The sequence below is a fragment of the Paraburkholderia sp. BL18I3N2 genome (assembly GCF_003001875.1).
Classification (GTDB): domain Bacteria; phylum Pseudomonadota; class Gammaproteobacteria; order Burkholderiales; family Burkholderiaceae; genus Paraburkholderia; species Paraburkholderia phytofirmans.
Window position 1 is genome coordinate 398,970 of sequence record NZ_PVNC01000006.1, and the last position, 12,641, is coordinate 411,610.

Here is a 12,641-nt window from a genome sequence, read left to right on the forward strand (position 1 = left end):
TGAAGAATCTGGATTTGCCGTTGGAGACAGCGGTGTTGTGCGCATGTGAAGCATCGACTCAACGCTCCTTGAATCAGGCTGCCCTGCCAAATGGGGAGCACGCATGAACACGCCCGCGCAACCAAACGGAAAGGGACGCGTCGTCATTCTCGGTATCTACGTGACCGATCTGACGTTTCGCGCGGGACGCATGCCGCAGATCGGCGAAACCATCGCGGGCACGGCGTTCGCCATGGGGCCGGGCGGCAAGGGCTCGAATCAGGCGGTCGCGGCCGCGCGAGTCGGGGCGGACGTGGTGTTCTGCACCCGCATCGGCAACGACGCGTTCGGCTCCATTGCACGCGCCACGTGGGCCGCTGAAGGCATCACGGCGCGCGCGTCGGTGATCGACGGCGTGTCGACGGGCGCGGCGCACATCTTCGTCGACGACAACACCGGCATGAACGCGATCATCGTTGCATCCGGCGCGGCCGGCACGATGGAAGCCGCCGACGTCGACGCGATCGAAGCCGACATCGCCGCTGCCCGCGTGTTCGTCACGCAACTCGAACAGCCGCTCGCAGCCGCGCGCCGCGGGCTGGAAGTGGCGCGCAAGCACGGCGTGATCACCGTGTTCAATCCGGCGCCCGCCATGCCGCTCGACGACGCCATCTTCCCGCTGTGCGACTACATCACCCCGAATGAAACCGAAGCGACCGCTTTGACCGGCGTGCCGATCGCGAACGCCGACGATGCCCGCCGCGCCGCCGACGTCTTGCTCGCCAAAGGCGTCGGCACGGCGATCATCACGCTGGGCGAGGGCGGCGCGCTCCTGCATTCGGCGAATCAATCGCTGCTCGTGCCCGCGTATCACTGCGGCCGCGTGGTGGAAACCGCCGGCGCCGGTGACGGCTTCACGGGCGGCTTCGCGGCAGCGCTCGCGCGTGGCGACGATGCGATCACCGCATTGCGTTTCGGTTGCGCGCTCGCCGGTATTTCCGTGACGCGTCCGGGCACGGCGCCTTCCATGCCGACGCTCGACGAAGTGAACCAAGTGCTGAACCAGCCGAGCCATCCGAACCAGCCGGCCGGCATATCCCAGCCATCCTGAACTGACCGTTTGCGAAGCCTGAAGGAGCGTGTCGTCACCATGAAGTCTGCGTTCACCGCTGGAAAACTGTTCGGCGACCGGCAACTGAATTTCCTGCTGATCGTCAACGTGCTTGTCGTGCTGGTCGCGACGTGGCTCTCGCGCGGCCAATTCGTCGATATCGACAATCTGCAGTCGATGGGCGGCCAGTTGCCCGAACTCGGCCTGCTCGCGCTCGGCATCATGCTCTCGATGGTGTCGGGCAACGGCGGCATCGATCTCTCGGGCGTCGGGCTTGCCAATCTGTCGGGCATGGTGGCCGCGCTGGTCGTGCCACGCTTCGTCAATGGCGACGACTCGCCCGCGCTTTATACGTCGCTCTTTTGCGTGATCGTAGTGGCGATGGGTTTGCTCGGCGGACTGCTGAACGGCGTGGTGATCGCGCGCCTCAGACTCACGCCGATTCTCTGCACGCTCGGCACGCAGTTGCTGTTCACCGGTTTCGCGGTGGTGCTCAGCAATGGCGCGTCGGTGCATGTCGATTACGTGGACCCGTTGTCTAATATCGGCAATGGCACGCTGTTTCAGGTGCCGATCGCGTTTTGCATCTTTATCGCGGCGGTGATCGTGCTGGGCTGGCTGCTCAAACGCAGTCCATTCGGCTTGCGTCTCTATCTGATGGGCACGAATCCGAAGGCGGCTTTTTATGCCGGCATTCCGCGCGCCCGCATGCTGATCACGACCTATGCGATGTGCGGCGTGCTCGCGTCGCTGGCCGGGCTGATCAGCGCGACGCATACGTCCAGCGCGAAGTGGGACTACGGCAATTCCTATCTTCTGATCGCGATTCTGATCGCCGTGATGGGCGGCGTGAATCCCGCCGGCGGTCATGGCCGCATCATCTGCGTGTTCTTCGCCGCGACGGTGCTGCAGTTTCTCTCCAGCCTGTTCAATCTGATGGGCGTATCGCAGTTTTTCGGCGACTGCGCGTGGGGATTTCTGTTGCTGCTGTCGCTGGCGTTTGCGGGCGGCGAACGGGTGCGCGCCATCTTCGGCTTCGGCGGCGGGACGGGCGCTTCGAATGCTGCGAGTCCAGCGAGTTCAACGCCAAAAAGTTAGAGGCGTTGCATAGAGTTTCAGTACGCGGCGGACAGCGAGCCCAGGCTGTCCGTGACGGTGAAGTGGGCGACATCGAACGATAAAGGAGACATCGCATGAAATTGACTCGACTGGGTGCCGCGCTTGCAGCGGGCGCGTTGACGGTAGGCGTGATCGCTGCCGCGCAGGCTGCCACGAACGAAACGATCGTCACGGTCGTCAAGGTGACCGGCATCAACTGGTTCAACCGCATGGACGACGGCGTCAAGCAGTTCGCCAAGGACAACCCCAACATCAACGCGTATCAGACCGGCCCCGGCCGTGCGGACGCCGCGCAGCAACTGAAAATCATCGAAGACCTGATCGCCAAGAAGGTCACGGCCATCGCCGTGGTCCCCTACGATCCGCCGACGCTCGAACCCGCGCTGAAGAAGGCGATGGATCGCGGCATCAAGGTGGTCACGCATGAAGCGGACAACGCCAAGAACACGATGGTCGACATCGAGGCGTTCGACAACACCGCTTACGGCGCCGGCCTGAACGAGCGGCTCGCTTCGTGCATGCACGACGACGGCAAGTGGGCCGTGCTGGTCGGCTCGCTCGGCAGCCGCTCGCAGGTGCAATGGGCGGACGGCGGCATCGGCAACGCCAAGGCCAAGTATCCGAAGATGAACCTGGTCGAGCCGAAGCTCGAAACCAATAACGATGGCGAGCGCGCCTATGAAGTCGCGAAGGAAGTGCTGCGCAAGCATCCGGACCTGAAGGGCTTCCAGGGCTCGTCGTCGCTCGACGTGATCGGCATTGGCCGCGCGGTGGAAGAGGCCGGCATGCAGGGCAAGATCTGCGTCTACGGCACGGGTCTGCCGACGGAAGCCGGCAAGTTCCTCGAAAGCGGCGCGATCAACGGCATCGCGTTCTGGGATCCGAAGCTCGCGGGCATCGCGATGAACAAGGTGGCGCAGATGCTGGTGGACGGCAAGACGGTTGAAAACGGCGCCGACCTCGGCATTCCGGGCTACACGAAGGTAACGGTCGCTAAAGGTCCGGGCAAGGGCATCATCGTGCGCGGGCAGGGCTGGGTGAACGTCGACAAGTCGAACTACAAGCAGTATCCGTTCTGAACTTTGCGGCTTCCGGTTTTTGTTTCATGTGTCATGGCGTCCTCGCAAGGGGACGCCTCAACCTGTGACTTGCTAAAATGAATCAAGACGCAACCTCACCGCAGTCACCACGGCCGTCAACGCAGCCCGAAACGTCGCAGCCGTTTTTGCAGGTTGTCGGCGTGCACAAGCGCTTCACCGGCGTGCATGCGCTGCGCGGCGTGAGCCTGTCGTTCGAGCGCGGTCAGATCTATCACCTGCTCGGCGAAAACGGTTGCGGCAAGAGCACGCTCATCAAGATCATTTCCGGCGCGCAGCCGCCTGACGAAGGCGAGCTCGTGATCGAAGGCGTGCGGCATGCGCGGCTCTCCGCGCTCGAATCGCTCGCCGCCGGCATCGAGACCGTGTATCAGGATCTCTCGCTGCTGCCCAATATGAACGTGGCCGAAAATGTCGCGCTCACGTCGGAACTCGCTATGCATCAAGGCAAGCTGGCCCGCACCTTCGACCGGCGCGAGCTGGCACGCACGGCCGCACGCGCGCTCGAAGCGGTCGGCCTGCCCGGCAACGCGGAGTTTCAGGCCACGCTGATCGAACAATTGCCGCTCGCCACGCGGCAACTCGTGGCGATTGCCCGCGCGATCGCCAGCGAGGCGAAGTTCGTCATCATGGACGAGCCCACCACGTCGCTCACGCAGAAGGAAGTCGACAATCTGATTGCCGTGCTCGCGAATCTGCGCGCGCAGGGCGTCACCGTGCTGTTCGTCAGCCACAAGCTCGACGAATGCTATGCGATCGGCGGCGAAGTGATCGTGCTGCGCGATGGGCAGAAAATGGCGCAAGGACCGATCGCGCAATTCACCAAGGCGCAGATCAGCGAGCTGATGACAGGGCGGCATCTTTCGAATGAGCGCTATCGCGAAGGCGCACACGAGCCCGACGTCGTGCTGGAGGTGCGCGGTTATACGCGCGCCGGCCAGTTCAGCGACGTGTCGTTCGCGCTGCACGGCGGCGAGATTCTCGGCATTACCGGTTTGCTCGACTCGGGCCGCAACGAACTCGCACGCGCGCTCGCGGGTGTCGCGCCGGCGCAATCCGGGCAAGTGACGCTCGACGGCAAGTCGATTTCACTGCGCACACCCTCGGACGCGAAGAATCACCGCATCGGCTATGTGCCGGAAGACCGCCTGAACGAAGGGCTTTTTCTCGACAAGCCGATTCGCGACAACGTGATCACCGCGATGATCTCCAGCTTGCGCGACCGCTTCGGCCAGATCGACCGCGTCCGCGCGCAGGCGCTTGCGGAGCAGACGGTGAAGGATTTGCAGATCGCCACGCCGGGTGTCGACAAGCCGGTGCAATCGCTGTCGGGCGGCAACCAGCAGCGTGTGCTGATCGGCCGCTGGCTCGCCATCGACCCGCACGTGCTGATTTTGCATGGACCGACGGTCGGCGTCGACGTCGGATCGAAGGACATCATTTACCGCATCATGCAGCGCCTGTCGCAACGCGGCATCGGCATCATTCTGATCAGCGACGACTTGCCCGAACTGCTGCAGAACTGCGACCGCATCCTGATGATGAAGAAAGGGCGTGTGGCCAGCGAATACCAGGCCGACACGTTGAGCGAAGCCGATCTGTATCACGCGCTGCTTTCGGAAGCCGCATAAAGGACGTTCCCATTTATGAACTCGCGCATCGATTCGCGCCTGAACCAGACCATGACCACCCCGACCGTCGTCGAAGTCGCCCCCGAGGTCAAGCCGCCGAGCTTGCGGACCAAGCTCGCGCGCAATCCCGAATGGTTCACCCTGGCATTGATCGCGGTGACGTGCCTGATTGTCGGTGCGATCAATCCGCGTTTCTTTCAACTGGCGACGCTGTTCGACCTGTTGCATTCCGCGACCACCATGTCGCTGTTCGCGCTGGGCACGCTCGTCGTGCTGGCCTCCGGCGGGATCGACGTGTCCTTCACGGCCATTGCCGCGCTGACGATGTACGGCATCACCAAGGCCGTGTTCGCATGGTGGCCGGATGCGCCGTTCGCGCTGATCCTGATCACGGGCGCACTCGGCGGCGTCGTGCTCGGCATTGTGAACGGACTGCTGGTGCATCGGCTGAAGGCGCCTTCGCTGATCGTCACGATCGGCACGCAGTATCTGTATCGCGGGCTGCTGCTGACGTTCATCGGCACGACGTTCTTTATGAACATTCCGCACAGCATGGATCATTTCGGCCGCATTCCGCTTTTTTTCTATCACACCGCTGACGGCTTGCGCGCCGTGTTGCCGGTGTCGGTGGTGGCCTTGGTGGCAGCCGCGGTGGTGACGTGGTGGCTGCTGAATCGCACGATGATGGGACGCGGCGTCTATGCGATGGGCGGCAGCCTCGCGATTGCCGAGCGGCTCGGCTACAACCTGCGCGCGATCCATCTGTTCGTGTTCGGCTATACCGGCATGCTGGCCGGCATCGCGGGCATTCTGCACGTGTCGAACAACCGGCTCGCCAATCCGTTCGATTTGGTAGGCACGGAACTCGATGTGATCGCCGCTGTGATTCTGGGCGGCGCGCGCATTACGGGCGGCACGGGGACGGTGGCCGGCACATTGCTCGGCGTGGTGCTGGTCACGCTGATCAATAGCGTGCTGATTCTGGTGGGCGTGCCGAGCACCTGGCAGAAGGTGATTATCGGCGCGTTCATTCTGATCGCCGGGACGCTGTTCGCCTTGCAGCGCAAGAACTGAAGATCGAAGCTGCGGCCTCCGCGTTGTTCGCCGGGGGTCGCAAAATGCAGAGGTGAGCAAGCGCACCTAGCGGCGCTTGCGATGCTCCTGGCCTTTCTCGGTGATGATGGAGTCGAAGTCGTCTACTTGCGAGAAACGCACGGCTTTAACCACGCCGAACTTGCTCTGGTCCACCACCAGATGCCGCTCGACCGCGCTCGCCATGGCCGCCTGTTTGAGCGCGACCTCATGAAAATTCCAGCACGTCACGCCGCGCGCCGTGTCCACGCCGCCGGCGGAAATGAACGCCTTGTTGATGCCCATGCGGCGCAACATCTCCAGACTTTCCTCGCCCGCGAACGAATCGGACGAAGGCACATAGACGCCGCCCAGCAGAATCATCCGCACATTGGGTTTGCGCCGCAAAATCTCCGCGACGTTCAGCGAATAGCACACCACCGTGACATGCCGCTCGACCGGAATCAGCCTGGCCAGTGTGGTGAGCGTCGTGCCGCAGTCGATGAACAGCGTCTCGTTGTTGCCGATGAGTCCCGCCGCGATCGCCGACGCCTCGGCCTTGGCCTGCGCGAAGTGGTCTTTCTCTTCTTCGAGCGAGTAGCCGGCGTTATTGGGGACGTCGGTCGCGCTGACGATATAGCCGCCGAGATACGTGAATCGCTCGGGACTGCCTGCGATGTCGCGCCGCACAGTCATTTCCGAAACGCCCAGCAGGCCGGCGGCGTCGCGCAGGCGCATCACGTTTTGCCTGCCCAGTGCATCGGCAAGGGCGCGGAGGCGGTCGGGTTTCAGCATGGAGCTCCTGTCGCGCAGTGTGTGGAGGGGCGTTATGTTTTGTTCGATTTGGTGAAATAATTATAACAAGAGGTGGTGCGCACGGCGAGTGGGATATCGGCTGTTTGGGAGGATTGGAGGCATACGTTTTTATTGTTTCGGCGCTGTCGTGCTCCGGGATGTTGCCGAAGTCATTCGACGGATAGCTCTCGCCTGAGGCCAACCGCACAAGTACTGAATCTCTTTGCGCCAATTTGTTAAATGAAGCGAGGCATTTATTGATAACCCGCTTGAATCGCCGCGGAATACGATTGCATTCAGAATGGATGCACCATTTTTTAATCCGCACCGCATACGGCATTCATTCATTTACATTTCCGTAAGCCTCGTTATAATCCGAACGCTCACGTCACGGCTTTTCGCGGCAGGAGAAAAACTGACAACGTCACATGCAAAACGGATCACGATAATGGCTGACGGACAAAACATCAAAACCCTGTGTGAGAACCACTGGACACAGTGGAAAGCCGATTGCAGCGGCTTCCTGAAGGCCGTCGCGGCGGACCTCGATATAACGCTGACAGGTGATGCGAATAGCATTATCGACAAGATCGGCCGTGCACCATGGACTCAACTCGGCTCGGATGCCGATAAGGCCGTCGCTTATGCCGGGCTCGGCTATCTGGTGGTTGCCGGATTGAAGGCGACGCATCACGGCCATGTCGTGATTATCATGCCGGGCCAATCGAAACCTTATCCGCTCGCCTATTGGGGCCGATATGGCGGCGTCGGACGGAAAAACACCGCCATTAACTTTTCCTGGACGCATGCGGATCTCGCGAACGTCCAGTATTACGCTATCAAACCATGAAGCAGAGTCTTATCACGCGAGCGGTCATGGCCGTTGCCGGCCTGTTGATTGCGGCGCCGGTTGCCGTCGCGCAACCGTGTCATTACGGCGAAGTGAATCCCGGCACGGGCAAGGTCAGCGTAGGCGACCTGTCCATCGATCTGGGCCAGAGCGACGGCACCGATAGTCCGACGGCCTGGCTCGGTCCGGTTACGCTAAGCCGGGCGGGCGGCGCATCGTGCGCCGTGGACCCGAACGTCAGTATCGTCGAACGGCCCCTCTATACGAACGGCAAGCAGCTTCTCGTCTCCACGTATTCGGGCAGCGAGCAGGTGGTCTATGCGATCGATGCGTCGACCTGCAAGATCCAGTGGAAGAGCGATTCGTTTTCCGGCAAGGTCAAACTGAGCGGCAACCGTTTGCAACTGGATAAGCGCAAGGTGAGGTTGGGCTCGAACTGCACGCCTTGAGGTAGCTTGCGAGAGCGCGCTGCATCATCAACTCGTTCGAGTCGCGTTTTTGAAGATCAGGCAGGCGCGACGCGCGACTCCTGCGTGTCCGTCGCGCGATATCGGCCCGGCGTCGTTCCCGTTGCTCCTGGGGAATTACCTGAGACGCGAAAGGCATGGTTTTCGTCTACCTTGTCCGATACGAATCGGTTTGCGCTGAATGCCAGGTGCACAAGGAGCTTCAATGTCTGCTCTGGACCAGATTGACACCATCGTGATCGTCATGATGGAAAACCGCTCCTTCGATCACGCACTCGGATATCTGAGCCTGAACGGCAGCCAGGTCAACGGCCTTTCCGCAGATCCGGCGTGGCAGGCGAACTTCATCAACGTATACAACGGCAAGCAATATCCCATCCACGCATTGGGTCCGAGCGGGCCCGCCATCTCGGATCCGCCTCACGACCGCGCCCCGATCGCCACGCAGATCAACACGCCGTGTGCGCCGGGAGGATGCCCGGAACTCGGCGGATTCGTGCAGAGCTATGCAACCCGCAAACCGGCGGCGTCGAATCTGGCCGACGTGATGGGTTATTACGACGCTCGCACCGTGCCCACTTTCGACTTTCTCGCGAAACACTTCACCGTGTGCGACAACTGGTTTGCTCCATTGCCCTCGGGAACTCAGGCGAATCGCCTGATGGCGATGGCGGGGACCAGCCTTATCAGCGACAACGTGCAAGGGCTGAGCTTTCTGCCCGCTCAGCCACTTGCGTACGATTGGCTTCGCCAGCGCGGCATACCTTGGTGTGTCTATCAGTCGGGGAGCTTCTTTCCGTTCTTCAGCCTGATGAAGGAATGGCTTCCGGAAATCCTGCTGTCCTTGACACTGCCGGTCAACGATGCCGGCGGAAACTTCCGGCGGTATTCGAGGTTTGCTCGTGACTGGCAAGGCAACAGCATTTTGCCAAAAGTGATTTTCATCGAGCCGGAATATACCGACGGTCCTCATAACACCGCTAACGACGATCATTGTCCAACGGGGATGGCCGGAGGGCAGGCGTTCATTGCGGATATCTACCGGACCTTGATTTCGAATCCGACCAGGTGGAAAGAGACGCTGTTGATCGTGACTTACGACGAGCACGGTGGATTCTTCGATCATGTCGCGCCTTTGGGCATCGCGGCCGACATCGCGGGATATTCTTTCAAGACCACCGGTCTGCGCGTGCCGGCTTTTCTGGTGTCGCCGTACGTCACGCCGGGCGGCGTCTACTCGGGAAAACTCGACCACACTGCAGTGCTGCATATGCTTGCGGAGAAGTTCGACTCGCAGAAGCAGTATTCCGCTGCTGTCAGCACTCGGAATGCGCAGCTCGATCCGTTGTCGAGCGCTCTGAATAGTCAGCCCGTGGTTCAACCTCCGCCCGCGTTGGCGGGTGCGCCGATACAGACCGCGGCGGCCGCATTCAACGGCCCGGTGCAAGCGGGCGTGTCGGATACGACGCAGGGTTTTCATAATGTCGCGCTGCAGGTGGCAAGGGATCATCCGCAATTGCTGAGTTCGCCGCAGTGGACGGGACTGGCGGAATATCTTTCTGTGTATGGGAAGCATTGAGAGCGGCGGTGTGGCGATGTCGGCGGCGGTGTGACGATGTCGGCGCCGCCGGGATTGCGCCTGGCTACCGCAAACGGTCGAGGTGGCGTCGGTTGATGCCTTTCACACCAAACTTTCGGTCGACGATCGTTCTCCTGGCACAGTGCGCCTTCTTCTAGCGACTGGACTAAGGCAAAATAAACGTGGAAGTCACGCGCGACTGGCGGCGTCGCTGTTCGCGTACGACCAATCGGACGCGTGGAGATGCGCTATGGAAAAGCTCACGAAAACCTGCTCGACGGTTGCTGCGTTGGCGCTGCTGCTGACCGGATATGCCGCCGGCGCCACACAAAGCGGGCCACATCTGAGCCCGACGGAGTGTCGTGACCTGGCCGAGATTAAAAGCAACGCGCCTCGGACGAAGTCGCAACACCGAAGCGAGCTTTCGGCCCTGAGGAAAGCGGGCTACAACCCATCACCATGGCACAACGACCCGCACTACCCAGCGAATCTACACGCGGCGCAGCGCCAGGTCGACCATTGGTTCGAAACGGAGTGCAAGCAGTTGCAACCCAAGTGAGAAGCCCCCGGAGCCACAACGAACCTCCTCAGCCTTGGCGCGCAGCAACCGCTTGTCGCATTGCAGCGCAGCTGATCCCGTGAGCTACAGACCGCCACCGATATCAAACGATTCGCGAACACTTTAAATATGTGCGGCAGCGCACCAAAACGCACCGACGCTCGAGGGAGCATTGCCTGACACCCTCCTGCTTGCGATGGCAGATCGGCGCTGCACCTTCTGTTCAGATTTCTTTCAACTCCTGGCGCTTCTTGACTAAACTTGTGAAGTCGTCATGGAATCGAAACATGTTAAACGTCAGCCTCACGTCACAACTGCAGACGTATATGCGAAACATTCGCCGACCTGTCGAACTGGTCGTGTCGCAGGGCGGTGGTCAACAATCGCACGAGATGCTGACGATGTTGAACGAAATCGCGTCGTTGACAGATCTGGTGACGGTAATCGAGGAGCAGCAGGGCAACCCACGCAAGCCATCATTTTCAATCAGGCAGGCGGGAGGAAAGGCCGGTATCCAGTTTGCCGCCACTCCAACAGGGCCTGAATTTTCGTCCTTTGTCCTTGCAATACTCCAGGTGGGAGGACATCCCGTAATAGCCGACCGTCCGACCATTGAACAGATTCGAGCGCTAGAGCGTGACTATTATTTCGAGACCTATATTTCGCTATCTTGCAAAAGCTGTGTGGACGTCGTGCAAGGGCTGAACATGATGACGGTAATCAATCCACGGATTCACAACATTACGATCGACGGAGGAATTTTTCAAGGTGAGGTGTCGGCGCGTGGTATCAGCGTTGTGCCGACGATCTACATGAACGGTGAGGTATTCGGTGAGGGGCGCAGCAGCTTTGTGGAGCTCGGCGCGAAACTTCACGACATAGAACTGAGCATGAGAGCAGCACTGCACGCGGCGAGCAAGCGGTAGCACTGAGCTGCAGGTCACGTCGGTGGCAAGCGTGTCAAAACGCGTGGCCACTCGGAATCGACGAAACCTGTCTCGGCGCGGGACGCTGCTTGTTGATTGCGGCAAGCCGAACGTCGAATCACAGCCGCACCGATCGCAAAGGCTCAACAAGCCCGTACGGGCGTCACGTCCGCATCGCATTGATAAGCGCTTCTGAACCGGGTACACACGCGGGCGCGCGGGCGCTTTCATGCCCAGCTGAAAGATCAGTTCCAGGACTACTACCTCACGGCTTGACGCGCCGCGCAACAGGATGGACAACCGGATGTCCGGCGTCGAGTTGCAGCATTTGCCGTCTCCGAGTCTCGTGAGGCTCCGGGTCAGAAGGGCTCGGCTATGTACTTGAACGGATAGTCCGGATCTTTATAGCCATCGGGTTTTTGTCTCTTCGGCAGCGTGATTTTCTTGCGCGGCTTTTCTTGGTAAGGAATCCTTCCAAGCATGTCGCTGATGATGTTGAGCCGCACGCGCCGCTTGTCGTTCGAATTGGCTACATGCCACGAAGCGATGTCGGTGTCCGACGCCTCGAACATCGCGTCGCGTGCACGGGAGTAGTCATGCCATCGGCTATAGGATTTCAGATCCATCTCCGTCAGCTTCCAGACCTTGCGTCCGTCATGGATGCGAGCTTCGAGCCGGCGCGTCTGTTCTTCGGGGCTGACCTCCAGCCAGTATTTAAGCAGGATCACCCCTGAATCGACGATCGCACGCTCGACAAGCGGCACCGCCTTGAAAAAGGCCTCGACGTCCTCGTCGGAACAGAAGCCCATCACTCGCTCGACTCCCGCGCGGTTGTACCAGCTGCGATCGAAGATCACAACTTCTCCCGCGGCCGGCAGGTGCGGCACGTAACGTTGCAAGTACATCTGGCTCTTCTCGCGTTCACTTGGCGCAGGCAACGCAACCACGCGAAATATCCGCGGACTCACCCGTTCGGTAATCGCCTTGATCGTGCCGCCCTTACCGGCGCCATCGCGTCCCTCGAACACGATGCAGATCTTGCTTCCCGTTTGCACGACCCATTCCTGGAGCTTGACCAGTTCAACGTGCAGATGGAACAACGCCTTCCGGTATTCCTTGTAAGAGAGGGCGGTGCCCTCCGCGGAAGGCACTTCTTTCCCCCGAGTCTTCGCCATTCCCATATCTCCGCGCGGACGTGACCTGCATGTTTTTCCCATGATCCTTTAGCAGGGTAGGACGCCGGACACTGGAAGGCCATACGACCTTGGTCCAATATCGTCGCTGAAACGCGCGCAGTATCTTGCTAGAGTCCGCCATTGGATCGTCGATCCAACGGTCGTCGCCATGCTATGTCCACGTGCTGATTCGAACAGCGCCATCGCCACTAACCAAGAGGTACTTGTCATCGCCGGAACAGCATTGGGACTGCTGCCGCGTTTGTGATCGGCGCGACGAAA

General features: G+C 60.5%; 12 protein-coding genes. 10 read left to right on the plus strand and 2 right to left on the minus strand.

What is annotated here, in order from left to right:
* Positions 1–103: 103 nt before the first annotated feature.
* From rbsK to B0G75_RS19570, 5 genes are all read left to right on the plus strand, one after another.
* Positions 104–1,090 carry a ribokinase gene (gene rbsK / locus B0G75_RS19550; protein WP_106308963.1) on the plus strand — a complete coding sequence of 329 codons (987 nt, stop codon included), beginning with the start codon at positions 104–106 and terminating at the stop codon, positions 1,088–1,090.
* Positions 1,091–1,129: 39 nt separating this feature from the next.
* Positions 1,130–2,188 (plus strand): ABC transporter permease, encoded by a 1,059-nt coding sequence (locus B0G75_RS19555; RefSeq protein WP_106308966.1) that lies wholly within the window; start codon positions 1,130–1,132, stop codon positions 2,186–2,188.
* A gap of 95 nt (positions 2,189–2,283) precedes the next feature.
* Positions 2,284–3,288 carry an autoinducer 2 ABC transporter substrate-binding protein gene (locus B0G75_RS19560; RefSeq protein WP_012427059.1) on the plus strand — a complete coding sequence of 335 codons (1,005 nt, stop codon included), beginning with the start codon at positions 2,284–2,286 and terminating at the stop codon, positions 3,286–3,288.
* Positions 3,289–3,365: 77 nt separating this feature from the next.
* Positions 3,366–4,937, plus strand: a complete 1,572-nt coding sequence (locus tag B0G75_RS19565; RefSeq protein ID WP_106308968.1) for a sugar ABC transporter ATP-binding protein — start codon at positions 3,366–3,368, stop codon at positions 4,935–4,937.
* A gap of 15 nt (positions 4,938–4,952) precedes the next feature.
* Entirely contained in the window at positions 4,953–6,011 is a 1,059-nt protein-coding gene (locus tag B0G75_RS19570; protein WP_106308971.1) for an ABC transporter permease, read from the plus strand.
* 66 nt (positions 6,012–6,077) lie between these two features.
* Here the strand turns inward: B0G75_RS19570 and B0G75_RS19575 are convergent, their stop codons facing one another.
* A complete protein-coding gene (locus tag B0G75_RS19575) occupies positions 6,078–6,803 on the minus strand; it encodes a DeoR/GlpR family DNA-binding transcription regulator (protein ID WP_106308974.1) in 726 nt (241 codons plus the stop codon).
* A 448-nt stretch (positions 6,804–7,251) separates the two neighbouring features.
* Between B0G75_RS19575 and B0G75_RS19580 the strand changes: the two genes are divergently transcribed.
* The 5 genes from B0G75_RS19580 (at position 7,252) to B0G75_RS19600 (ending at position 11,184) form a co-directional block, all read left to right on the plus strand.
* Positions 7,252–7,653, plus strand: coding sequence for a hypothetical protein (locus B0G75_RS19580; protein ID WP_219908288.1), 402 nt, complete (start codon positions 7,252–7,254; stop codon positions 7,651–7,653).
* Positions 7,650–8,102 carry a hypothetical protein gene (locus B0G75_RS19585; RefSeq protein ID WP_146142526.1) on the plus strand — a complete coding sequence of 151 codons (453 nt, stop codon included), beginning with the start codon at positions 7,650–7,652 and terminating at the stop codon, positions 8,100–8,102. The genes B0G75_RS19580 and B0G75_RS19585 overlap by 4 nt, the downstream gene beginning before the upstream one ends.
* A 223-nt stretch (positions 8,103–8,325) precedes the next feature.
* On the plus strand, positions 8,326–9,699 hold the full coding sequence (locus B0G75_RS19590) for an alkaline phosphatase family protein (RefSeq protein ID WP_106308980.1): 1,374 nt from the start codon (positions 8,326–8,328) through the stop codon (positions 9,697–9,699).
* Positions 9,700–9,949: 250 nt separating this feature from the next.
* Positions 9,950–10,258: a DUF4148 domain-containing protein gene (locus B0G75_RS19595; protein ID WP_106308983.1), complete on the plus strand. Its 309-nt coding sequence runs from the start codon at positions 9,950–9,952 to the stop codon at positions 10,256–10,258.
* Between the two features lie 287 nt (positions 10,259–10,545).
* On the plus strand, positions 10,546–11,184 hold the full coding sequence (locus tag B0G75_RS19600) for an alkyl hydroperoxide reductase (RefSeq protein ID WP_106308987.1): 639 nt from the start codon (positions 10,546–10,548) through the stop codon (positions 11,182–11,184).
* A 359-nt stretch (positions 11,185–11,543) separates the two neighbouring features.
* Here the strand turns inward: B0G75_RS19600 and ppk2 are convergent, their stop codons facing one another.
* Complete coding sequence (gene ppk2, locus B0G75_RS19605; RefSeq protein ID WP_106308990.1) at positions 11,544–12,359, minus strand: polyphosphate kinase 2; 816 nt, start codon at positions 12,357–12,359, stop codon at positions 11,544–11,546.
* Positions 12,360–12,641: the final 282 nt, after the last annotated feature.